Origin of the sequence: Sulfitobacter sp. SK025 (assembly GCF_003352105.1) — a bacterium.
In the GTDB taxonomy this organism is placed as follows: domain Bacteria; phylum Pseudomonadota; class Alphaproteobacteria; order Rhodobacterales; family Rhodobacteraceae; genus Sulfitobacter; species Sulfitobacter pontiacus.
In genome coordinates, this window is record NZ_CP025808.1 from 182,136 (window position 1) to 203,569 (window position 21,434).

Sequence of the window (21,434 nt, forward strand, 5' to 3'; positions counted from 1 at the left end):
GCGGGCGCTTTGGTGATCAGGCGGCGCTCTGTTTGTCTGACAGCGTGGCAAAGTCGAACCACAGCTCTTGTTGCCGGTATCCACCCTTGATCAGATGTCCGCGTCGCAGCACCTCGGGAAAGTCATCGGCCCAGTCACGGTAGCGGTCATTGCTCACGACAACCGCCCCCATCTCGCGCGCGGCGGTCAGGATGAAGGGATCGGCCGGCGATCCGCTTGGCACGACCATCACCTGATCCACCGGCAGCTTCAGCATCGCCGCCAGCGCCGCATCATCTTTGTAAGCGTTCGTCAGCAGATGCCCTGCGTTGGCATCAAAGACCACGCCTGTCTTGAAGCCAAGGTCTTTCAGGGTCCGCACCACGTCCTGCACGGGCGTGATCAGCGGCGTGCCGCCCCACCAGTACATGACGTTTGACCCGTCAATCACCACCGCCCCACGGGCACTGCGCCGGGATTGGCCCGCCAACCATACCCGCGCCTCGCGCAGGAGCAAGATGGCGCTGGCGATGGCACAAGGCCCCGCCAGCAAAACCAGATCCCCCCAAACCGGCTGGGAGGTCGCGATGACCGTACCGATGATCGACACGGTCAGCAAAAGCGCAGGAACGATCACGCGCAGGTGCCGCCGGAACCGTCCCTGTCAGACCAGCCCATTATACAGGCCGGAACATCTCTTTATCGGCGCTATAGCACTCGAGCCCGCCCTCGCCGATGTTGTGCCACAGGCCATGCAACGTCAGCTCGCCCGCTTTGACCTGCTGCGCCACAAAGGGGAACGTCATCAGGTTCTCAAGAGAGGTCATAACAGCGTGTTTCTCAAGCTGGCGCGCCTGCTCTTTCGGGTCTTCGATGTCCGATACCGCATCGTATTTCGGGCGCAGGATATCCATCCACCGACCGACAAAACTGTCCTTGGCATCCAGCGCTGGCGCGTTGCCTTTGCACATGTCCAGACAGCCCTGCACACCGCCACAGCTGGAGTGACCCAACACGATAACATGCGCAACTTTCAACGACTGAACCGCATATTCAACCGCGGCCGACGTACCGTGCTGCTGCCCGTCAGGCTGGTAAGGTGGCACCAAGTTGGCGATATTGCGGTGAATAAAGAATTCACCCTGATCCGCCCCAAAGATCGATGTTACATGCACGCGGCTATCGCAGCACGAAATGATCATTGCACGAGGATGCTGCCCGTCGCTGGCCAAACGGCGGTACCACGACTCGTTTTCAGCGTAACTGGTTGCTTTCCATCCGTGATACCGTTGAACCAGATAATTCGGGAGCGGTTTCGCGTTATCCATCTCTGTCTCGCCTTTACTAAATTTTAACCAAATTACTCTGAATTCGCATCGTATTCGAGCGAAAACGCACACGGCCGTAAACGAATTGGACATCAATTGGCCGACATAGTGCAGATGCGCTGTGGGGGCGTAATGATGAGGTGACTCTAATGTATGTATTGCAAATGCGGCCAGTCGAACAAGTCCGCGTAGATCAGGAACGTCTGGGTATCCTGTATGACCAACTGGGTGAATCAGGGGCCGAAGATGTCGTCTGTCGCGCGATGGAGGAATTGGCCCTGCGCATGTCCCACTGCGACCGTCTGTATCAGGCATCCAACTGGCTTGAGCTGCGTAAAAACTGCCGGTCGCTGATTGCGATTGCCGAACAGGTGGGGCTGCAAAAGCTGGCAAACGTCGCGGGGGATGTGATCTGCGCGATCGACCAGAACAGTCACGTCGCGATCGGGGCGACGCTCACGCGGCTGATCCGCATCGGCGAACGGTCGCTGACCGCGATCTGGGACACGCAGGATGTGACCCTTTGACGGGCTTGCAGCGCCACAGGATACGTCTAGGCTGCGCGCGACTATCACGCACGAAAGGCCCAGCCCTATGTCCGCTCTCTTCGCCGATCCCTCCGCCGCTGCGATCCCGCTGCATCTGATTGCGTCCGATGCCCTGCCTGACTGGCTCGACGGGCAATCCGATGCCACACGCACTTGGGTCGCGGCACAGGGGTTTACCGGCGCGTTGGGGCAGGCGTTGTCGCTGCCGGGCGAAGATGGCGCGCTGCGCATGGCTCTGGCGGGCTACGGTACGGCCAGCGCCCGCAAACGGGGGCGCTTCCATCTGGCAGGTGCCGCGGCAAAGCTGCCCAAGGGCGACTATGACCTGCACGCCGACCTGCCCGCGGCAGAGCTCGCGGTGGAGGCTCTGGGGTGGCTGCTCTCGTCCTATCGGTTTGACCGCTATGCCACGCAATCGCCGATGGCCGCCCGCCTTGTTGCGCCCGCTGGGATCGACGCCGATCACATCCGCGCCCTCGCCCAAGGGGAAATGCTGACCCGCGACCTGATCAACACGCCCGCCTCGGATATGGGCCCGCCCGATCTGGAAGCCGCAGCACGTAAACTGGCAGATCAACACGGGGCACAGATCTCTGTCATCACGGGCGACGATCTGTTGGCACAGAACCTGCCGCTGATCCATACCGTCGGCCGCGCCGCCGACCGCGCGCCCCGGCTGATCGACCTGACCTGGGGCAAAACCGGGAAAAAGCTGACGCTGGTGGGCAAAGGCGTATGTTTTGACACCGGTGGGCTTAACCTGAAACCCGGCGCGTCGATGGGTCTGATGAAAAAGGATATGGGTGGCGCGGCGGCGGTACTGGGTCTGGCGCATATGATCATGGCCACGGGGATGGACCTGCAACTGCGCGTGCTGATCCCCGCGGTTGAAAACGCGGTCTCCGGCAATGCTTTCCGCCCCCAAGACATCCTAACCTCGCGCAAGGGCCTCACGGTCGAGATCAACAATACCGACGCCGAAGGCCGGTTGGTGCTGGCCGATGCGCTGGCACTGGCGGACGAGGACAAGCCCGATCAGATTATCTCTATGGCGACGCTGACCGGTGCCGCACGAGTCGCCGTGGGCCCCGATCTTGCCCCCTATTTCAGCGACGATCCCGATTTCGTCGCCGCGTTGGAATCCGCTGCCGCCACCCACGCCGACCCCGTCTGGCGTATGCCCTTCCACACGCCCTACGAACCGCTGATCGAACCCGGTATCGCCGATCTGGATAACGCCCCCTCTGGCGGGTTCGCGGGCTGTATCACCGCCGCGCTGTTTCTGCGTCGCTTCGTCACCGACAGCCCCTATGCGCATTTCGACATCTACGGCTGGCAACCAAGCGCCGCCCCTGCCCGCGCCAAAGGCGGCGTGGGTCAGGCCACACGCGCGCTGCATGCCAGCCTCGGGGCGATCTTGTCAAAATGACCGACCGACGCCTGCATCCCGACCCCAAGCGGATCACCGAAAAGACAGCGGCGCAGATCACCCTGCCGGTCGTTGATCTGAACCGCAGCCCCGACGGCCCCCGCGACCGGCAAGCGCTCTTGGGTGAGGCGCTGACCGTGCTGGATCGCACCGATGGCACCGCCTATGTGCAACTGACCAAGGACAACTACTGCGGTTACATATCCGAAACCGCCATCGGCCCTGCGGTCCGCCCGACTCACGTCGTCACCGCACCCGCCACCCACGCCTATGCGCGTGCCGATCTGAAATCACCGGATGTCAGCAGCCTCAGCTTTGGCAGCCGCGTTGTTGTGACGGGAACGGAAGGCCGATTTGCCCAGACCTCGCTTGGTCATATCCCGACCCAGCACCTCGCACCGATTCCGCACGCTTTCCCGGACCCCGCCGCCGTCGCGGAGCTGTTTCTCGGCACGCCCTACCTCTGGGGCGGGAACAGCCGCTGGGGGATCGATTGCTCGGGCCTCGTTCAGGCCGCCTTCCTCGCCTGTGGCATTCCCTGTCCCGGTGACAGCGATCAGCAGCAGACCAGCTTTGCCGAGCCCGTGGCAGGTGCAGGCCCCGTCCCGCGCGACATCCGACGCAATGACCTTCTGTTCTGGAAAGGCCATGTGGCGCTGGTCCTCGACCCTTCCACCATGATCCACGCCAATGCGCATCATATGGCCGTCACCCGCGAACCCATCCAGGACGCACTGACCCGTATCGCCACAGCCGACGGCCCGCTGACCGGGCAAAAACGGCTAAGCCCTTCCAAATGGCCTTAAATCCGTCCGCCCCCTCGGCCGGCGCGGCGGTCTAGGTGTCGACGGCGCGGATCATCTTGCGTTCCAGCACGCGCAGCACGGCAGCCAGATCCTGACCGCGGCGCAATACCTGTCCATTGGCCCCGATCACCGCGTACATCCCTTGCTTCAACCGCAGCTTGGGACGTTTCTCGATCCGGTAAAGCGGCATCTCTGCAGTGCGTCTGAAGATTGAAAACACCGCGACCTCGCGCAGCGAAGAGATTCCATAGTCGCGCCATTCCCCCGCTGCGACCATGCGCCCATAGAGCGACAGGATCGGGCCAAGCTCCGTCCGGTGAAAGGAAACCTGTTCGGGCGCGCGTTCATTCTGCGGGTGTGAGGGATGAATATGCACTGTCATGTTTTGACAGTTGCGCCCTTCGCCGCTCAAATCAAGAGAGCCACCGATCAATTCTCTTGAACGCGTTACATTATTTGTGCAAGCATCCAAATTGTGAAACATAAAGGCCCACCATGACCCCGCAACTCCGCGCCGAAAAATCCGCCGCTGCCATGTGGTCCACCGATACGGCCAGCCAGGCTTTGGGGATGCGCATCGACCATATCGCCCCCGGCACGGCGGATCTGTCGATGGTGGTCACCGCAGCCATGTTGAACGGCCACGGCATCGCCCACGGCGGGTATATCTTCACCCTCGCCGACAGCGCCTTTGCCTTCGCCTGCAACAGCTACAACCAGCTTGCCGTCGCCCAGCAGAACCAGATTTCCTACCTCGCACCGGGGAAGGCTGGCGAACGGCTGCACGCGGCGGCACGCGAACAATCCAGAACCGGACGCTCCGGCGTCTATGACGTGACAGTCACGGGGGAGGATGGGCGCACCATTGCCTTGTTCCGTGGCCTGTCACGCACCATCAAAGGCCACCATTTCGAGGAGGAAATGACCCCATGAAAGACCTCACGCCTGCCCGATCGTCGCTTGACCCGATCGAGCTTGCCAGCCGCGATGAAATCAGCGCCCTGCAATTGGAGCGGCTGAAAAAATCCCTGCACCACGCCTATGCGAATGTGCCTTTCTACCGTCAAAGCTTTGATGCCGCGGGCGTCCACCCCGACGATCTGAACGACCTAAGCAATCTGGCAAAATTCCCCTTCACCGTGAAAACCGACCTGCGCGACAACTATCCCTTCGGCATGTTCGCCGTGCCCCGCGACCAGTTGGCGCGCATCCATGCGTCCTCGGGCACCACCGGCCAGCCGACGGTCGTGGGCTACACCAAGAATGACCTCGCCAATTGGGGCAGTGTCATGGGGCGGTCCTTGCGCGCGGCAGGGCTGAAACCCGGCGACATGCTGCATAACGCCTATGGCTACGGGCTGTTTACCGGAGGGTTGGGGGTGCATCTGGGGGCAGATAGCCTTGGGCTAAGCACCGTACCGATCTCGGGCGGGATGACCCCGCGACAGGTCCGCCTGATCGAGGATTTCAAACCCGACGGCATCACGGTCACACCCTCTTATGCGCTGTCGATCCTGGATGAATACGCGCGTCAGGGCATCGATCCGCGCCGGTCTTCGCTGCAAGTAGGTATCTTCGGGGCCGAACCCTGGACCAATGCCATGCGGCTCGAGATTGAACAGGCGTTTGATATGCACGCTGTCGATATCTATGGCCTGTCCGAGATTATGGGCCCTGGCGTGTCCTGCGAATGTGTCGAAACCAAAGACGGTTTGCACATCTGGGAGGATCATTTCTACCCCGAGGTCATCAACCCCGAAACCGGACAGCCCGTGGCCGACGGCGAACAGGGGGAGCTGGTCTTTACCTCGCTCACCAAAGAGGCGTTTCCCATCATCCGCTACCGCACCCGCGATTTGACCCGCCTGCTCGCCGGCACCGCCCGCAGCATGCGCCGGATGGAGAAAGTCACCGGCCGCAGCGACGACATGATCATCCTGCGCGGCGTCAACGTCTTCCCCACCCAGATCGAAGAGGCGTTGATGGCCACCCCCGGTCTCGCCCCGCATTTCCAGATCGAGCTCAGCAAGCCCGACCGCATGGATCAGATGCGGGTGCTGTGCGAATGTGTCGACGCCACCGTCGACGATGCCGCCCGGCAAACAGCGGCACAGCAGCTGGCCGCGCAGATCAAGGAAACCGTGGGCATCAGCGTGATGATCGACGTGGGCGATGTGAACACCATCACCCGTTCCGAAGGCAAAGCGGTGCGGATTATCGACAACCGGCCCAAGGGCTAAGCCGCGTAGCGCGCCAGAAATACATCGACCGCGCTGTCTACCACGCGGTCGATCTCTGCCTGAGAAATCCTGTCGATGATCCCAAAGGTCAGTCGCAGCCAGACATCCCCCTTGCAAAGCTCTCCGAATTGGTCGGCCGCCAGTAGCGGGTCCTCCATACGCAGCTGCCCACGCGCGACAGCGGTCTCGAAATACCCCGCCATCTCGCGCCGGACCACAGCTGGGCCAGAGTTGTAAAAACGCTGGCCAAGCTCGGGGAAGCGGTCACATTCGGCCACACACAGGCGAAACATCTGCTGACCAAAGGTCGATGTGATGAACCCCAGCAGATGCCGACCGGCCAGCCCCAGCACCACACGCGGCGGCGCATCTGTGTCGATGCTGTCGAAAGCCTGCCGCGACTGGCGGGCACATTCGGTATCGGCGACCTCCATGAACAACAGACGTTTGTCGGGGAAATAGCTGTAAAGCGTCGCCTTGGACACACCGGCGGCACGGGCAATCGCATCAACGCTCGCGCCCTCAAACCCGTCCGCCATGAAGACATCACGCGCCCCCGCAAGAACCTGATCGAATTTACGGCCCTTACGAACCTTGGTCTGGTCACTGGTCATGAAGGCTCCGGCAGTTTGAAAGGCAGAGTATAAACTGAACCGTTCAGTTCCAAGTCCCAAATGCAGCCCCCCACCCCAAAGCCTGTGTATTTGCGTCACAGCACTGTTGCCCCGTTGCACGAAGCACAGGCAGCCGCTACCAATTTCACATGCTGGCGATCTTTCTCAAGACACTTCCCTTTTTCGCGCTGATCGGCTTGGGCTATTGGGCCGGGCGCACGCGGTTCTTCACGGCAGAGGCCACGGCCTATCTGACCAAATTCGTCTTCTATTTCGCCCTCTCTGCCATGCTGTTCCGCTTTTCCGCCAACCTCTCTTTGGCCGAGGTGTGGGACAGCCGCCTTGTCGCGGCCTATCTATGGGGCACGGGCTTTGTCTATGGCATCGCAACGCTGACAGGCTTTCTGCGCCGCCTCGATGTCCCCGCCACCGCGATGGAGGCCCAATGTGCCGTGATCGGCAACACCGGCTTCCTCGGCGTGCCCATGCTGACCCTGCTGCTCGGGACAGAGGCAATCGGCCCCGTCGTGCTGGCCCTGGCGGTGGATCTGATCGTGTTTTCCAGCCTCATCGTGATCCTGATCACCGGGGCGCGCGATGGTCAGCTGAGCCTGCGCGCTTTGCGCACGATTTCCGTGGGGCTGGTGAAAAACCCGATGATCGTCGCCATGACCCTTGGCTTTATCTGGTCCGGCCTTCAGATCCCGATCCCTGATCCGATGAACGAATTTCTGGCCATCCTGGGCGGGGCCGCGACCCCCGGCGCGCTTTTTGCCATCGGGGCGTCGCTGGCGACGAAATCGGCGGAGAAGCTGCATGTCGCGGGCTGGCTGTCGTTTTGCAAACTCGTGCTGCATCCGGCCTTTGTCGCCTTTGCCGCGCTGTGGCTGTTCAACGTCGATCCGTATAAGGCGGGCGTGATCATCGCCACCGCCGCGCTGCCGGTCGCGGGCAATGTCTATATGCTGGCCCAACATTATAACGTCGGACCGCAACGGGTGTCTGCCGCAATCCTTGTCTCGACACTGCTCAGCATCCTCAGCGTCAGCCTTGTCATCGCGTGGGTCACCGCGCTTTAGCCTTCACCCTTTCGCAAATACTCAGCCAGCGCAGCGTCCTGCCCTTGCCGCGCAGACCGAGGGCCGATAGCCATAGACCAACCAGACACAGGAGACGCCCGATGAAAACGATTTCCGAAAACGCCAGCTTCCGAGGCACCCAAGGCGTCTATTCCCACCGTTCCACCGCCTGCAACTGCGACATGACCTTTGCGCTGTTCCTGCCCGAAGAGGCGCAGCAGGGCCCGGTGCCCTTGATGTGGTTCCTGTCGGGGCTGACCTGCACCCATGAAAACGCGATGACCAAAGCGGGGGCGCAGGCATGGGCCGCGGAACACGGTATCGCGGTGGTCTTTCCCGACACCTCCCCCCGCGGCGAGGATGTGGCCGACGACGACGCTTATGATCTGGGCAAGGGCGCGGGCTTCTATGTGAACGCCACCCAAGACCCGTGGGCACCGCATTTCCAGATGTGGGACTATATCGCCGACGAACTGCCGGCGCTGCTGGCTGAAAACTTCGCGCTGGATATGGACCGGCAGGCGATCTGCGGCCACTCCATGGGCGGGCACGGGGCGCTGACGCTGGCGATGAACCTGCCGGGGCGCTTTACCTCGGTCTCGGCTTTCGCGCCGATTGCGCATCCAACCAGCAGTGACTGGGGCCGCAAACAACTGGCAGCCTATCTGGGCAGTGACGAGACAACCTGGGCCAAACATGACGCGACGCTTTTGATGGCGGAACGCGGCTTTGACGGGCCGATCCTCATTGATCAGGGCACCGATGACCAATTCCTTGACCTGCTGAAACCCGAAGCACTGGCCGAGGCGATCGCGAAAGCCCGCCAGAACGCCACATTGCGAATGCAGCCGGGCTATGATCACAGCTATTTCTTCATCTCGACCTTCATGGAAGACCACATCGCCTTCCACGCCGATGCGCTTTATGCGCGATAGGGCGCGGCGATGACGGTGCTTTATATCGACGCGGACGCCTGCCCCGTGAAGGCAGAGGCGAAACGCGTCGCCACCCGCCACAAGGTGCGGATGTTTGTGGTGTCCAACGGCGGGCTGCGTCCCTCGCAGAACCCGCTGGTCGAAACCGTGATCGTCCCCGATGGACCCGACATCGCCGACATCTGGATCGCCGAACGCTGCGGCCCCGGTGACGTCGTGGTGACCGGCGACATTCCCCTTGCCGCGCGCTGCGTCGAAGCCGGCGCGCGGGTGCTGAAACACAACGGCGAAGCACTGACCGCAGCCAATATTGGCAATGTGCTGGCGACGCGTGATTTGATGGCCGACCTGCGTGCCGCGGACCCGTTTCGCCAGGGCGGCGGCAAAGGGTTTACAAAGGCCGACCGCTCCCGTTTTCTGGACGCGCTAGAACGCGAGCTTCGCGCGGCACAACGATAGGGCAAGGGCGGCGCAGGTGCCCCCATCGACCCGGCAAAAGGAAGAGCACATGAAACCAGCGGCAGTCGTCTTTGACATCGGGAATGTGCTGATCGAATGGCAGCCCGAACGGTTCTATGACTCCGTGATCGGAGAGGACCGCCGCCGCGCCATGTTCGCCGAGGTGGACCTGCACGGCATGAACGATCTTGTCGATAGCGGCCAGCATTTCACCGACACGATCTATGCCGCCGCTGAAGCCAACCCCGTCTGGCGCGACGAGATCCGCATGTGGCATGATCGCTGGATCGAAATGGCCGCCCCCGTGATCCCCCGCTCTCTCAGGCTGAAAAAGGCGCTGCAGGCCAAGGGCGTGCCGGTGTTTTCGCTGACCAATTTCGGCATCCAATCCTATGATCATGCGGCAGAACACTACCCTTTCCTGCGCGCCTTTGATCGCGATTTCATCTCGGGTCATATGGGTATGATCAAACCCGACCCCGCGATCTATGCAGCGCTCGAGGAAGGATCGGGCCTGTCCGGCGACGCGCTTTTGTTCACCGACGACCGTATCGACAATATCAACGCCGCCAACGCCCGCGGCTGGCAGACCCATCATTTCACCGGGCCGGACGGATGGGCTGACAGGCTCGTCGCTGCGGGGCTGTTGACCGAAGCAGAGGCCGCATGACCCAGTTCGACATCATCCCCTTCGACGCCGGCGACGCGCTGCTGGACTGGATCGGCCTGACCGACGCACTGGCCGAGGGGCACAACCTGCCGCGCGCCGAAATCGCGGATACGTTTTTGTATCGCGGCAAGGATACCTTGCTGAACCGCGCCGCATGGATCGACGGGCTGGGTTTGGCGGTGAAATCCGCCACCATCTTTCCCGACAACCCCGCCAAAGGGGCACCGATGGTGAACGGCGGCGTGTCGCTTTACGCAGATGATCACGGCGCGCTCGAGGCTTTGGTAGATTTTCACCTCGTGACCAAATGGAAAACCGCCGGTGACAGCCTGCTCGCCGCGCGCAGGCTTGCCCGCCCTGACAGCCGCAAAATCCTGATCGTCGGCGCGGGCACCCAAGGGCGCGGGCTTCACGCTGCCTACCGGGCGGCGTTTCCCGATGCCGAATTCACGGTGTGGAACCGATCCGCCCCCAATGCTCAGGCGATGGCACGTGATATCGACGGGCTGCGCATCGCCGATGATCTTGAGGCCGCGGTGCGCGACGCGGACATCATCACCAGCGCCACCATGTCGACCGAACCGCTGATCAAGGGCGCGTGGCTGCAACCCGGCCAGCACCTTGACCTGATCGGTGCCTACCGCCCCGACATGCGCGAGGTGGATGATACGGCGCTGACCCGTGCCCGGGTCTTTGTCGACAGCCTCGACACCACGGTTGAACATATCGGTGAGCTGAAGATTCCGATGGCCCAAGGTGTGCTGAGCGCAAGTGACATCGTCGCGGATTACTATGATCTTGGCGCGTTCACCCGCCAGTCAGAGGATGACATCACCCTGTTCAAAAACGGCGGCGGCGCACATCTCGACCTGATGACCAGCCGCTATATCCTTGACCGGTGGCGCGCTCACAGATGATCTGGTTTCTTCTCATTGCGGCTCTGATCATCGCAATCCCGCTTGTGATCGAACGCAACCGTGCCGAAATGGAGGACGCGGACCGCGGCAGCGCCCTTGGCCAATTCGCAGAGCTGCCCGACGGCGTGACCCATTACGCGTGGACCGGCCCCGCTCAAGGCCCTGTCGTCGTTTGCATCCACGGGTTGACCACCCCCAGCATCGTCTGGCGCGCGGTCGCCCGCGGGTTGGCGTCGATGGGGTACCGGACTCTGACCTATGACCTTTACGGGCGCGGCTATTCTGACCGTCCGTCTGGCCCGCAAGATCGCCAGTTCTTTATCAAACAGCTGCAAGACCTGCTGGAAGATCAGGATGTCACCGGCAGCTTCACCCTGCTGGGTTATTCCATGGGCGGCTCTATCGCGACGTGCTTTGCCGCCGCTTTCCCCGAACGTGTCGAACGGCTGATCCTGCTGGCGCCCGCTGGGATGGGGCTGGCACCGAACAAGCTGGTGGACTTTATGGCCAAAACCCCGCTGGTCGGCGATTGGCTGATGCTGGCGCTGTTCCCGCCGACCTTCCGGCGCGGCATCAGGGCCGAACGTGACATCCCCGTACAGGTCCGCCACATCCACGACCATCAGGCCGAACAGTTGGACTATAAGCAACATGTTCCTGGGGTGTTGGCCAGCCGTCGCGGTATTCTGGCGGATGTGCTGCGGGACGAACACCGCGCGATCCGGACGCATGATATCCCTGTGCTGGCGCTTTGGGGGCAGGATGATCAGGTGATCCCCGCGTCAGCCATCGGCAGCCTTGCCGAATGGAACCGCGCCGCCGAACACGAGGTGATCAAAGGCGCAGGCCACGGCCTGCCCTATACCCATGCGCCCCAGATCATTGCAGCGATCAAGGCACATATCGACACGGCGGATAAGGCGACAGATTAACTCGTCACCAGCCCGGGCAACCGCTTCTCGCGGATGGGTAAATGGATCAGCGCGCTAAACGCGCCCACGGCCACACCGATCCACCACACGGCGGTGTAATCGCCGTAAGCGTCGTACATCCGCCCGCCCAACCAGACCCCCATAAAGCTGCCCAACTGATGGCTGAAAAACACGATCCCATAAAGCGTGCCCATGTAGCGCAGCCCATAGATATGCGCGACCAGCCCGCTGGTCAGCGGCACCGTCGCCAACCACAATGCCCCCATCCCGATGGAGAACAGGATGACCGACACCGGCGTGATCGGCAGCAGGATAAACAACGCCGCAATCACGGTACGTCCGGTATAGATCGCAGCCAGCAGGTACTTTTTGGAATAGCGTTTGCCCGCCCACCCCGCCAACAATGTTCCGGCGATATTGGCCAGACCGATCAGGGAAATCGCCACCGCACCCAGGGCAGAGGTTGTTGTGATCCCGATGTTATGCAGCACACCACCCGCAAGGATCGGACCGCAAAGTTCGGTCACGAAGGCAGGAAAATGCGCGGTGATAAAGGCCAGCTGATAGCCGCAGGAAAAGAAGCCGATAAAGATGAAGGTAAATGTCGGGTCGCGCAGCGCCTTGCCCAGGATTTGCGACAGGCTTTCCTCCAGCTCGGCCTTGCTGGCCATCGCGGGGGCGCGCATCAACGGCAGCGTCAACAACATCGCCATGATCGCGCCCGCAAAGACAAGAAAGGTCGCCTGCCAGCTGAGGAACCCCAGCAACCATTCCGCCACTGGCGCACCAAAGACCTGACCCGCGCTGCCCGCCGCCGTGGCAATGGCCAGCGACATCGACCGGTTCTCGGCCGTTGAGGCGCGGCCAACCACGGCCAAAATCACGCCAAAGCCCGTTCCCGCGATCCCGAAACCCACCAACCACGCATAGGTTTGGTGTTCAATCGGTGACACCGAATTGGCCGACAGCACCAGACCCACGGCATAGACCACGGACCCGATGATAATGGCGCGGCGGTCTCCGATCTTCTCGGCCATCGCGCCAAAGATCGGTTGACCGATGCCCCAGGCGAGGTTCTGGATCGCGATCGCCAGCGAGAATTCGGAGCGCAGCCAGCCGAACTCTTCCGCGATGGGGATCTGAAAGACGCCAAAAGAGGCACGCACGGCAAAGCTGACCATGATGATCAGACACCCGACGATCAGCACCGGTGTGAAGATTGACGTATTTTTCTCCATGATGACCCCCGAAGCACGTGGCGCCACCGTAGCTTTGAAACCGGGGCCGTCAATTTCAAAACTGCGCGCATATCGTCCTGCGGGGGTTCTTCCCAAAGCCTGTGGCACATAGTAAGCCAAAGGCATGACCGATTTACGCACCATTTACGATAACCGCGTTGCCGACGGCAGCCTGTCGCCGGACCCCGCGCAAGAGGCCGTACTGCCAGAGCTTGACCGCATTCGCAGCGCCTTGATGGCCCCGCAGAAAAAGGGCTTTTTCAAGCGCGCGCCCGAGCCACCGCAGGGGCTGTATCTTTGGGGTGGTGTGGGTCGCGGCAAGTCGATGCTGATGGATATGTTCGCGGCAAATATGGGCGATGTACCAACGCGGCGGGTGCATTTCCACGCGTTCATGCAGGAAATTCACAACGCAATGCATGAGGCGCGGAAAACAGGCGTCGACGATGCGATTGCGCCAGTCGCAGCCGAGGTCGCGAATAGCGTGAAGCTGCTGGCCTTTGACGAGATGCAGATCACCGACATCACTGACGCCATGATCGTTGGCCGGCTTTTTGAGGCACTTTTCGCCGCTGGTGTGGTGGTGGTGACAACGTCGAACCGGATACCGGATGACCTCTATAAAGACGGTCTGAACCGCCAAATATTCCTGCCCTTCATCGAATTGATCAAAGAGAAGATGAAGGTGATGGAGCTTGCCAGCCCGCGCGACTACCGACAGGACCGATTGGCGGGTACGAAATCCTATTTCACCCCCGTCAACCCAGAGAGCCGTGCCGCGATGAATGCCGTCTGGGAGGATTTGGCTGGCGGCCCGGGGGAGGAGCTGATCCTGCGGGTGAAGGGGCGCGATGTCGTCGTGCCCGAGTTTCGCAACGGTGTCGCCCGCGCCAAGTTCCACGCGCTTTGTGGTCGACCCCTAGGGGCGGCAGATTATTTGACATTGGCAGAGGCCGTGCGCGTGTTGATGCTGGATGATATCCCCAGTCTTGGCCGGTCAAACTTCAATGAAGCCAAACGCTTTGTGACCCTGATCGACGCGTTATACGAGGCTAAGGTGAGGCTGATCTGCTCGGCCGCGGCCGAACCCGAAATGCTATATCTGGAGGGGGAAGGCACCTTCGAGTTCGAGCGTACGGCATCGCGTTTGCGCGAAATGCAGGGGGAAGGCTGGGGCGCTTAATTGCGCCGCCGCCCCGGGGCGTACCCATCCCGCTGTAGATCGACTGCAGCCAGATAGAGTGGCGCGGCCTGATCGTGGTAAAATGCGACGGACTGGCGGATCTGCCGCCCGTCGCGAGCATGATCTTGATCGCCGTCAGTCTGGCGGGCGGCCAAAGCCTTGCGTTCGGCGACAACAACCGCCGTCAGCAAACCTGCCGTATCCAGCGCACCAGAGGCTGTCGTAAGCGCCGGTGGTACTTTGAAATCGCCTTTGGCCGCCGCGCTGTTCAGCAAAGTATCAATATAGCTGTCCGACCGCTCCGTGCTAATCGCCCAGATCAGGTAGGATTCAAGCACTTGGCCGCGTTTGCTATCATCGAACGATTGGACGATCGCGCTGACGGCATCGCCCACGTCAAAGGAAGCGTCTTTGTGCATCTTGTTGAGCAGCGTCGCAGGCGACAGCGGCACAAAGGCTGGCCCACCGGAGGCCAGATACGCCACCTGTCCATTGGCATAGCCCTGCGCGGCGTCGTGGCCCCCGGAAGATCGCCAGTGATCGACGATAAAGGTCACACCGACAAAGATTGCGAGCAGACGGAGATGGCCGAACACCATCCTGCGCAGCGCAAGGAAATTCTGATACGTATTGGTCATTGCATTGGTCCCCCCAAAGGCAAAAATGTTACCCTCGGACCTTAGGACGCAAATTCCCTACAAATCGTAAATATAGCCAATTCTAATTGTTAAAAGGCTATCCGTTTTCCCGCAAAATTGCGCCTGCCAGATAGAGCGAGCCGCAGATCAATACCCGCGCGTGGGGCACCTTCGCGACAATGGTTGCAAGCGCTTCGGCGACGCCAGGTGCCTCTTGCGCGGTCAGGCCGACGTCGATCGCTGCGCGCGCGGTTTCGGTGGCCGGCAACGTTGCTGCTTCGCCGGGGATCGAGACGGCGAACAATTGTTCTGCATGACCGGCCAGCGGGTGCAGATAGCCGCCGATATCCTTGGTGTTCAACATGCCACAGATCAGGAATGTGGGGCGGGCGGGCATGTCTTCTAGCACCGCCGCGATGGCGTCGCCCGCAGCAGGGTTATGCCCGCCGTCCAGCCATAATTCGGCCTGCGGCGCACTGTCGATCAGCGGCCCGTGACGCAGACGTTGCATTCGGGCGGGCCATTCGGCGCGGGTCACAGCGGCCTCGCAGGCTTGCGCGGAGGCCCCCAATTGTCGCAGTGCCGCCAAAGCCGCACCGGCGTTGGAAATCTGGTGCGCGCCCAACAGGTTAGGCTTGGGTAGGTCCAGCAAACCCGTGTCATCCTGATAGACCATCCGTCCCGCTTCGGGGGCCACATGCCACTGCTGACCATAGGCAAAAACGGGGGCGTGGTGGCGTGCCGCCTGCGTCTCTATCACCTCGAGCGCGGCATCTTGTTGCGGGCCGACGACGCAGGGCACGCGACGTTTGATGATGCCGGCTTTTTCACCCGCAATCTCCGGCAGGGTCGTGCCCAGAAACTGTTGGTGATCAATCGACACCGGCGTGATGACGGTCAATGCGGGCTGGTCGATCACATTGGTCGCGTCCAGACGCCCGCCAAGGCCGACCTCAAGCAGGGTATAATCCGCCGGAGTACGGGCAAAGGCCAGGAGCGCGGCGCAGGTCGTGATCTCGAAATAAGTGATGCTCTCGCCGTTGTTGGCGGCGTAACATTCATCCAGCATCTCGGTCAGCGCGGCTTCGGAAATCAGCTCTCCGGCAAGGCGGATGCGTTCGTGAAAGCGCGCCAGATGGGGCGAGGTATAGGCGTGGACGCGGTGGCCATCCGCCTCAAGCCCCGCACGGATCATCGCCTGTGTCGATCCTTTACCATTGGTACCGGCAATATGGATCACAGGGGGCAGGTCGTTCTGGGGGTTGCCCAAAGCGTCCAGCAGCCGCCACATGCGATCCAGCGTCAGGTCGATAATCTTGGGATGCAGCGCCATCATACGCGCCAGCACTGCATCCGATGTGTTCTGCGTCATTTCGCCTTGGGTTCCGCCGCTTCGGCTTTGGGGGCCGCATCGGGTTCTGGCGTCAGCGCATGGGCAATATCGCCGCCTTCGGTTGGCGCAGGCAGATCGCCGCGCACCGCGGGCGGCAGCTTCATCAGCATCCGCGTGATGTCGATCAACTCGTCCCGCATCTGGGTGCGAGGAGTCACGCGGTCCAGCATGCCGTGGTCCAGCAGATATTCGGCGCGCTGGAAGCCTTCGGGCAGCTTTTCGCGAATGGTCTGTTCAATCACACGTGGGCCGGCAAAGCAGATCAGCGCATTGGGTTCCGCAATCTGGACATCCCCCAGCATCGCATAGCTCGCCGTGACACCACCGGTCGTGGGGTGGGTCAGAACGACGATATAGGGCAGCCCCGCTTCTTTCAGCATCTGCACGGCGATGGTGGTGCGCGGCATTTGCATCAGGCTCAGGATGCCTTCTTGCATACGCGCGCCACCGGCGGCGGAGAAGAGAACCAGCGGGCATTTCAGCTTAACCGCTTTTTCAGCCGCGGCGATGATGGCATTGCCGACATACATGCCCATGGACCCGGCCATAAACGAGAAGTCCTGACCTGCCGCGACGATCGGCGTGCGGCCGATTTCACCGGTGGCGACCAGCATCGCTTCGGCTTCGCCCGTTTGTTTCTGGGCGGCCTTCAGACGGTCGGGGTATTTCTTCTGATCGCGAAAATGCAAAGGGTCCGGCGTCGGCGCGGGGACTTTGACTTCGGTAAAGATGCCGCCGTCGAACAGCGCCTTGAAGCGTTCACGCGGGGTAATCGCCATGTGGTGACCACAGCTGGTGCAGACGTTCAGGTTGTCCGACACCTCGCGGTGGAACAGCATGGTGCCGCACTCTTCGCATTTCGTCCACAGATTGTCCGGCGTCTCGCGACGCGAGAAGATGGAGTTGATCCGAGGACGGACGTAGTTGTTGATCCAGTTCATGGTGAACCTTTGCTTCCAGTTTCGCCTTCCAAATAAGCTGACGCGCAGTAAATTGCAATCAACGGCGGATCGCCAACCGTGCGGCAAGCCAGCTGACCAGCATCAGCGCGAAATCGACGGGCAACCACGCGCGCAACGCGTCAACATCATCCATCCCGAAGGGGGTCAGATACAGCGCCAAACCCGATAGGTCATCGGGCAGAGAGGTGATGACGATCGCCGCGACATTATTGCAGAAATGCACTGCAATGGCTGGCCCCAGCGACCCTGCCCGCGCGGTCAGATCGGCCATCAACATCCCGAAGACACCGGCCCAAAGTGCTATGACCAGCGCATTTTCGCCGGCTTGATCGGGAAGATAGTGCCCAAGCGCGAAAATCACGGCCGGCAGCACCATCCACACCAGCGGAGAGGTGAACCGTGCCGCCAGCTGCTGCTGGACATAACCGCGAAAGACGATCTCTTCGGCGCTGACCTGTACCAGCACCCCGAGCAGCGAAAACGGCAGCAGCATCAGCCATGTGCCAAGCGCGAGGTTGGGCACATAGGGCGCGCCAAGGTTCCACGGTGGCAGCAAATAGGTCACCGCACCAAGCAGCACCAGCATCTTGAGCACGGCCCAGAACTGCGGCACCACAAGCCCCGACGGGCCGATCAGGCCTCGCACGGGACGTTTGTGGATCACCCGTGTCACCACGGCCACGCCGACGATCATCAACCCGAAGCTGCCAAGCAGCAGGAACATCGCCATCGGCGTCTTGCCTGACAGCAAGCTGTCATAAAACCCGTCCGCACGCGGCCCCATCAGGTTGAACAGGGTGGTGAACATCAGGTTGTTGAGCAGCAGGTAGATCGCGGTTGCCGCAAGAAAACCCAAGATCAGCCGCCACAGCGCCGCCGAGGGGATCGCAGGGGCGACAAAGGCTTTGTGGGCAGCGTATCGGGTCACGCGGGGTCATCTCCTACGGGCGGGGGCAAGGCTTCGTCTTCGCGCGGAATATCCACCCGTGCCGCACGAAGCAAGTCGGCGGCGTTGGTCAGATGGCTTGATACCGTGCGTAGAAGGCTCAGCAGGATCACACGGTCGTTTTCAACCACCGACTTGAATTGATCCGCGCCGATCCGAAGGAAACGGCTGTCTTCGAGGGCGACAAAATCCATCTGCCGCGACTCGTTCACGATGACCGAAAGGTCACCGATCAACCGCCCCTTTTCGACGGTCGAGACGTGATGCGCCAACCCTTCGGGGTCGCGCCAGCTCAGCTCTCCCTTCCCTGACAGACAGAGGTAGACCGCATCTGGACGTTGGTCTTGAGCAAAGACCATTTCCCCCTGTGCGACGGTGTACCACTGCGCCGCAAAGGCCAGCAGGCGCTGGTTGCGCGGGTCGAGGTTGCCGAACAAGTCGTTGCGCGCGATGATCCGCAGCTTGCGTCGCAAATCGTCCGAGATGCTGTCGTCCTGACTGGGGATATCAACCTGCGCCAGACCGTCAATCCGCCCGCCACGGATCTTGATGTACATGTCGAAATCGTCAGGATTGGCAAAGGAGCTATCCATGTAGATCTGGGTCGTTTCGGGCAGCAGTTCGCTGACCTTGTCGCGCAACCGTTGCAAGCTTTCCGCGTCATGCCCCGCAAGCGACTGGTTCAGGATCAGGATATCGGGTCGTTTCATCGCCGCGCGGCTGAATCCGGCGCGTCCCTGAAACATCATCGCGATATTTGACCCGCCGATGCTGACCGGCAGATCAAAGACGTTGAGCGCGACATCCTGTTGCAGCCCGTGTTTCTTGAACACGTCCGACACCACATCCAGAACCAGATCCGCCTGAAGCCCCGCCACGGCGGAAATCCGGCCATACAACACGTTTTCGAGTATCGTCAGACGCGGCAGATACTGGTCTGGTGTGATCGGCACGAACATATCCCGCGCCCGTTCGCGCATCTCGGCCCCCTGCTGCTTACGGATTTTCAGGATCTCGTCCTTGAAGGTCGCAGGGAAAGCCGGGCCGATCTGTTCGGCCGTGAAGGCAAAGGGCACGGTAAGCAGCAACGAGAATTCATCCTCGCTCAGCGCTTCATCCCCTTTGGCGCGACGCCGCAGCGCGATATCGACCAGTTGTTCGTACAGTTCTTCCTCGATGCCGAGCGCGGTGAACAGCGGGTGGTCGGTGCCATCACGTCCAAAGGTCTGGTGCAACGTTTCTACGAGCGTCTGTGAAATCGCGATGCCCTGCTCGGCCAGCCCCTGTTCGATGATCATCGCCAGAAAGCTGCGTTCAAGCGCCAGACCCGCCTGCGAGATGCTGCGGATGGGCGCGGCGAACATCAGGTTCCCCCCAAGCGGCAGCGCCGGGTTGAACCGATCTGGGTCAAAGCGGTGCACCACCTTGTCCAGCCCTTGCTCTTTCAGCCGCTCGTGCACCTCGTCGCGCAGGGCAACCACGCGGGCCGCAAGCTCGGGGTGTTTTTCGGGGTCCATGCGATCGGCGGCCATGCGACGGAACATCATGTCCTGTGTGCCAACGGCGCCGGCCAGCTCATACCACCAGTCGTTGATGTCCTCGCGGGTGCTCAGATCGGCGAGCCCGGGGTCCAGCCAATCCGCCTTGGTGCTGTCCAGACTATTGCCCGACCGCTTTGTCTCGATCGCGGCGCGGTCGGTTTTCTTGGGGTCCCAGAGGACGGTTTTCGGGCTCGACCGCAGGGGCATCAGCAGATTGTCTCCGACGGTGCCCTGAAACAGATAGGGGTGCGCATCGGAATAGCCGATCCGCGCCGCAAGCACGGCCTGATGCAGCTCTGCCAGATTATGCCCCGCCATCGTGATCCGCCCGCGGCTCGGCACGGCCTCGCGCACCAAAAGCTCTGCCAGCGCGTTGCGTTCGGATTGGTTGGGCATCTCAAGCGCGACGCGCGCGCCTTTGGGTATTTCGAAGTTCAGATCATCCAGGATCGTATTCCCGTCCGGCGTGCGCAAAGACACATGTTCCAGCACAATTGGGCCGCGCAGGTGCGGGACGTCTTCGGGCTCGCCTTCGAACAGGCGCGCGTCGATCTCGCCGCGCGGGGCGAAACGTTCAATGACCACATCCCACCGCAGCGACATGTCCTGCGTCTGGTTATAATAGGTCAGCAGTTCCTTCCACGGGCTCGACAAATCCTTGTAGGCCGCCAAGGCCGCGACCAGCGCGCCCACCGTGATCTGCCCCTTGATCGCAAGATACCCCCCCACGGCATAGAAAAAGAACGGTGTCAGCTGGGTGATGAAGTTGTTGAGAAACTTCATGAAGAATTTCTTCTGATAGATCTGGAAGCGGACCTCGAACAGTTGGCCAAGCCGGTCGGTGAACAGCGCCAGACGGTAACGCCAGCCGCCGTTGGTGCGCAGATCGGTGATACCGGCGGCAGTCTCGCCGATTTCCGACGACAGGTGCCGCACTTCCTTGATCCGCTGTTTGTTCAGCAGGTTGATCTGCCGCTGCAGCATCGGGATGAGATACGCCTGCAACGGGATCAATGCGACGCCCGCCAACCCGAACCACGGGGATTGCAGGAAGAGGAACAGCAGGATGATCAGCATCTGCCCCGCCTGGAACACAGGTTGGGCGACCGCATCGCCCATCAACCCGCCCATCGGCTCTGCCTCCGAGGTGACCATCGACACCAGCTCGCCCTGACTGGTGTTTTCGAAATAGCTGCGCGGGAAACGCATCATCCGCGCGATCAACTGATAGCGGAAGCGACGCAGTAGCCGCTCTGCCAGCACCCCCTTCATCGTGTTCAAACGCATCTTCATCAGGCCGTGGATCAGCACCGAGAAAAGATAGGCAAAACACAGCACCATCAGGAACTGCACCTGACTGAACGACATCCCGAAAACGTCGATCACATCGGTCTCTGCCCCAATGGCATCGTTGATGATGCGCTTGGGCAGTTCGAGGGTGATGTAGAGGATCGGGAAGGTAATCAGCGTGAGGACAAGCAAAACCAGTTGGTCACGACGGGAGTATTTCCAAATAAAGGAAAAAATCGAATGCTCCATGCAGGGTCGCTTTCGCTAGGGGCGGCACAGAGCCAAGGATTATTTAACACCTAAGCCC

22 protein-coding genes are annotated in these 21,434 nt (G+C 61.2%); 12 read left to right on the top strand and 10 right to left on the bottom strand.

The window, feature by feature from the left end; all coding sequences use genetic code 11:
• Positions 1 to 16 precede the first annotated feature (16 nt).
• Both C1J04_RS00850 and C1J04_RS00855 read right to left on the bottom strand, forming a co-directional pair.
• Positions 17 to 616, bottom strand: a complete 600-nt coding sequence (locus tag C1J04_RS00850; protein ID WP_005850432.1) for an NYN domain-containing protein — start codon at positions 614 to 616, stop codon at positions 17 to 19.
• 40 nt (positions 617 to 656) lie between these two features.
• Positions 657 to 1,307 carry a carbonic anhydrase gene (locus C1J04_RS00855; protein WP_037953990.1) on the bottom strand — a complete coding sequence of 217 codons (651 nt, stop codon included), beginning with the start codon at positions 1,305 to 1,307 and terminating at the stop codon, positions 657 to 659.
• Positions 1,308 to 1,456: 149 nt separating this feature from the next.
• Here C1J04_RS00855 and C1J04_RS00860 point away from each other — a divergent pair, with 149 nt between their 5' ends.
• The 3 genes from C1J04_RS00860 (at position 1,457) to C1J04_RS00870 (ending at position 4,090) form a co-directional block, all read left to right on the top strand.
• The gene (locus tag C1J04_RS00860; protein ID WP_005850435.1) at positions 1,457 to 1,834 is read left to right on the top strand and encodes a hypothetical protein; all 378 of its coding nucleotides are present in this window, start codon (positions 1,457 to 1,459) and stop codon (positions 1,832 to 1,834) included.
• 67 nt (positions 1,835 to 1,901) lie between these two features.
• Positions 1,902 to 3,284, top strand: a complete 1,383-nt coding sequence (locus C1J04_RS00865; RefSeq protein WP_009825545.1) for a leucyl aminopeptidase family protein — start codon at positions 1,902 to 1,904, stop codon at positions 3,282 to 3,284.
• Complete coding sequence (locus tag C1J04_RS00870) at positions 3,281 to 4,090, top strand: C40 family peptidase (RefSeq protein WP_009825546.1); 810 nt, start codon at positions 3,281 to 3,283, stop codon at positions 4,088 to 4,090. The genes C1J04_RS00865 and C1J04_RS00870 overlap by 4 nt, the downstream gene beginning before the upstream one ends.
• Positions 4,091 to 4,121: 31 nt before the next feature.
• Here the strand turns inward: C1J04_RS00870 and C1J04_RS00875 are convergent, their stop codons facing one another.
• Positions 4,122 to 4,472, bottom strand: a complete 351-nt coding sequence (locus C1J04_RS00875; protein WP_037953992.1) for a DUF2794 domain-containing protein — start codon at positions 4,470 to 4,472, stop codon at positions 4,122 to 4,124.
• A 113-nt stretch (positions 4,473 to 4,585) separates the two neighbouring features.
• On the opposite strand from C1J04_RS00875, the gene paaI reads away from it, so the two are divergent.
• Positions 4,586 to 5,023 (top strand): hydroxyphenylacetyl-CoA thioesterase PaaI, encoded by a 438-nt coding sequence (gene paaI, locus C1J04_RS00880; RefSeq protein ID WP_009825547.1) that lies wholly within the window; start codon positions 4,586 to 4,588, stop codon positions 5,021 to 5,023.
• Positions 5,020 to 6,330, top strand: a complete 1,311-nt coding sequence (gene paaK / locus C1J04_RS00885; protein ID WP_009825548.1) for a phenylacetate--CoA ligase PaaK — start codon at positions 5,020 to 5,022, stop codon at positions 6,328 to 6,330. Before paaI ends, paaK begins: the two co-directional genes overlap by 4 nt.
• Here the strand turns inward: paaK and C1J04_RS00890 are convergent.
• Positions 6,327 to 6,944: a TetR/AcrR family transcriptional regulator gene (locus C1J04_RS00890; RefSeq protein WP_009825549.1), complete on the bottom strand. Its 618-nt coding sequence runs from the start codon at positions 6,942 to 6,944 to the stop codon at positions 6,327 to 6,329. The genes paaK and C1J04_RS00890 overlap by 4 nt on opposite strands.
• A gap of 149 nt (positions 6,945 to 7,093) precedes the next feature.
• On the opposite strand from C1J04_RS00890, the gene C1J04_RS00895 reads away from it, so the two are divergent.
• The 6 genes from C1J04_RS00895 (at position 7,094) to C1J04_RS00920 (ending at position 11,936) form a co-directional block, all read left to right on the top strand.
• Entirely contained in the window at positions 7,094 to 8,023 is a 930-nt protein-coding gene (locus tag C1J04_RS00895; protein ID WP_009825550.1) for an AEC family transporter, read from the top strand.
• A 101-nt stretch (positions 8,024 to 8,124) separates the two neighbouring features.
• The gene (gene fghA, locus C1J04_RS00900; RefSeq protein WP_009825551.1) at positions 8,125 to 8,958 is read left to right on the top strand and encodes an S-formylglutathione hydrolase; all 834 of its coding nucleotides are present in this window, start codon (positions 8,125 to 8,127) and stop codon (positions 8,956 to 8,958) included.
• Positions 8,959 to 8,967: 9 nt separating this feature from the next.
• Positions 8,968 to 9,417 carry a YaiI/YqxD family protein gene (locus C1J04_RS00905; RefSeq protein WP_009825552.1) on the top strand — a complete coding sequence of 150 codons (450 nt, stop codon included), beginning with the start codon at positions 8,968 to 8,970 and terminating at the stop codon, positions 9,415 to 9,417.
• 49 nt (positions 9,418 to 9,466) lie between these two features.
• Positions 9,467 to 10,087 carry an HAD family hydrolase gene (locus tag C1J04_RS00910; protein ID WP_009825553.1) on the top strand — a complete coding sequence of 207 codons (621 nt, stop codon included), beginning with the start codon at positions 9,467 to 9,469 and terminating at the stop codon, positions 10,085 to 10,087.
• Entirely contained in the window at positions 10,084 to 11,004 is a 921-nt protein-coding gene (locus tag C1J04_RS00915) for an ornithine cyclodeaminase family protein (protein ID WP_009825554.1), read from the top strand. Before C1J04_RS00910 ends, C1J04_RS00915 begins: the two co-directional genes overlap by 4 nt.
• The gene (locus tag C1J04_RS00920; protein ID WP_009825555.1) at positions 11,001 to 11,936 is read left to right on the top strand and encodes an alpha/beta fold hydrolase; all 936 of its coding nucleotides are present in this window, start codon (positions 11,001 to 11,003) and stop codon (positions 11,934 to 11,936) included. Before C1J04_RS00915 ends, C1J04_RS00920 begins: the two co-directional genes overlap by 4 nt.
• On the opposite strand, the gene C1J04_RS00925 is transcribed toward C1J04_RS00920, so the two are convergent.
• A complete protein-coding gene (locus C1J04_RS00925) occupies positions 11,933 to 13,174 on the bottom strand; it encodes an MFS transporter (protein WP_009825556.1) in 1,242 nt (413 codons plus the stop codon). The genes C1J04_RS00920 and C1J04_RS00925 overlap by 4 nt on opposite strands.
• 124 nt (positions 13,175 to 13,298) lie before the next feature.
• On the opposite strand from C1J04_RS00925, the gene zapE reads away from it, so the two are divergent.
• Positions 13,299 to 14,357, top strand: a complete 1,059-nt coding sequence (gene zapE / locus C1J04_RS00930; RefSeq protein WP_005850456.1) for a cell division protein ZapE — start codon at positions 13,299 to 13,301, stop codon at positions 14,355 to 14,357.
• On the opposite strand, the gene C1J04_RS00935 is transcribed toward zapE, so the two are convergent.
• The 5 genes from C1J04_RS00935 to C1J04_RS00955 form a co-directional block, all read right to left on the bottom strand.
• Positions 14,354 to 14,995 carry a hypothetical protein gene (locus tag C1J04_RS00935; protein ID WP_009825557.1) on the bottom strand — a complete coding sequence of 214 codons (642 nt, stop codon included), beginning with the start codon at positions 14,993 to 14,995 and terminating at the stop codon, positions 14,354 to 14,356. The two genes, zapE and C1J04_RS00935, sit on opposite strands and share 4 nt — an antisense overlap.
• Before the next feature lie 97 nt (positions 14,996 to 15,092).
• Positions 15,093 to 16,367 carry a bifunctional folylpolyglutamate synthase/dihydrofolate synthase gene (locus C1J04_RS00940; protein WP_009825558.1) on the bottom strand — a complete coding sequence of 425 codons (1,275 nt, stop codon included), beginning with the start codon at positions 16,365 to 16,367 and terminating at the stop codon, positions 15,093 to 15,095.
• Positions 16,364 to 17,329 carry an acetyl-CoA carboxylase, carboxyltransferase subunit beta gene (gene accD, locus C1J04_RS00945; protein WP_005850460.1) on the bottom strand — a complete coding sequence of 322 codons (966 nt, stop codon included), beginning with the start codon at positions 17,327 to 17,329 and terminating at the stop codon, positions 16,364 to 16,366. Before accD ends, C1J04_RS00940 begins: the two co-directional genes overlap by 4 nt.
• 58 nt (positions 17,330 to 17,387) lie before the next feature.
• Positions 17,388 to 18,278, bottom strand: coding sequence for a CPBP family intramembrane glutamic endopeptidase (locus tag C1J04_RS00950; protein WP_009825559.1), 891 nt, complete (start codon positions 18,276 to 18,278; stop codon positions 17,388 to 17,390).
• Positions 18,275 to 21,376, bottom strand: a complete 3,102-nt coding sequence (locus tag C1J04_RS00955; RefSeq protein WP_009825560.1) for an ABC transporter transmembrane domain-containing protein — start codon at positions 21,374 to 21,376, stop codon at positions 18,275 to 18,277. The genes C1J04_RS00950 and C1J04_RS00955 overlap by 4 nt, the downstream gene beginning before the upstream one ends.
• Positions 21,377 to 21,434 lie beyond the last annotated feature (58 nt).

Bases quoted from the DNA above. Each gene is read 5' to 3' on its own strand.
- C1J04_RS00855 (WP_037953990.1), bottom strand. From the start codon at position 1,307: ATGGATAACGCGAAACCGCTCCCGAATTATCTGGTTCAACGGTATCAC.
- C1J04_RS00860 (WP_005850435.1), top strand. From the start codon at position 1,457: ATGTATGTATTGCAAATGCGGCCAGTCGAACAAGTCCGCGTAGATCAG.
- C1J04_RS00865 (WP_009825545.1), top strand. From the start codon at position 1,902: ATGTCCGCTCTCTTCGCCGATCCCTCCGCCGCTGCGATCCCGCTGCAT.
- C1J04_RS00870 (WP_009825546.1), top strand. From the start codon at position 3,281: ATGACCGACCGACGCCTGCATCCCGACCCCAAGCGGATCACCGAAAAG.
- C1J04_RS00875 (WP_037953992.1), bottom strand. From the start codon at position 4,472: ATGACAGTGCATATTCATCCCTCACACCCGCAGAATGAACGCGCGCCC.
- paaI (WP_009825547.1), top strand. From the start codon at position 4,586: ATGACCCCGCAACTCCGCGCCGAAAAATCCGCCGCTGCCATGTGGTCC.
- paaK (WP_009825548.1), top strand. From the start codon at position 5,020: ATGAAAGACCTCACGCCTGCCCGATCGTCGCTTGACCCGATCGAGCTT.
- C1J04_RS00890 (WP_009825549.1), bottom strand. From the start codon at position 6,944: ATGACCAGTGACCAGACCAAGGTTCGTAAGGGCCGTAAATTCGATCAG.
- C1J04_RS00895 (WP_009825550.1), top strand. From the start codon at position 7,094: ATGCTGGCGATCTTTCTCAAGACACTTCCCTTTTTCGCGCTGATCGGC.
- fghA (WP_009825551.1), top strand. From the start codon at position 8,125: ATGAAAACGATTTCCGAAAACGCCAGCTTCCGAGGCACCCAAGGCGTC.
- C1J04_RS00905 (WP_009825552.1), top strand. From the start codon at position 8,968: ATGACGGTGCTTTATATCGACGCGGACGCCTGCCCCGTGAAGGCAGAG.
- C1J04_RS00910 (WP_009825553.1), top strand. From the start codon at position 9,467: ATGAAACCAGCGGCAGTCGTCTTTGACATCGGGAATGTGCTGATCGAA.
- C1J04_RS00915 (WP_009825554.1), top strand. From the start codon at position 10,084: ATGACCCAGTTCGACATCATCCCCTTCGACGCCGGCGACGCGCTGCTG.
- C1J04_RS00920 (WP_009825555.1), top strand. From the start codon at position 11,001: ATGATCTGGTTTCTTCTCATTGCGGCTCTGATCATCGCAATCCCGCTT.
- C1J04_RS00925 (WP_009825556.1), bottom strand. From the start codon at position 13,174: ATGGAGAAAAATACGTCAATCTTCACACCGGTGCTGATCGTCGGGTGT.
- zapE (WP_005850456.1), top strand. From the start codon at position 13,299: ATGACCGATTTACGCACCATTTACGATAACCGCGTTGCCGACGGCAGC.
- C1J04_RS00935 (WP_009825557.1), bottom strand. From the start codon at position 14,995: ATGACCAATACGTATCAGAATTTCCTTGCGCTGCGCAGGATGGTGTTC.
- C1J04_RS00940 (WP_009825558.1), bottom strand. From the start codon at position 16,367: ATGACGCAGAACACATCGGATGCAGTGCTGGCGCGTATGATGGCGCTG.
- accD (WP_005850460.1), bottom strand. From the start codon at position 17,329: ATGAACTGGATCAACAACTACGTCCGTCCTCGGATCAACTCCATCTTC.
- C1J04_RS00955 (WP_009825560.1), bottom strand. From the start codon at position 21,376: ATGGAGCATTCGATTTTTTCCTTTATTTGGAAATACTCCCGTCGTGAC.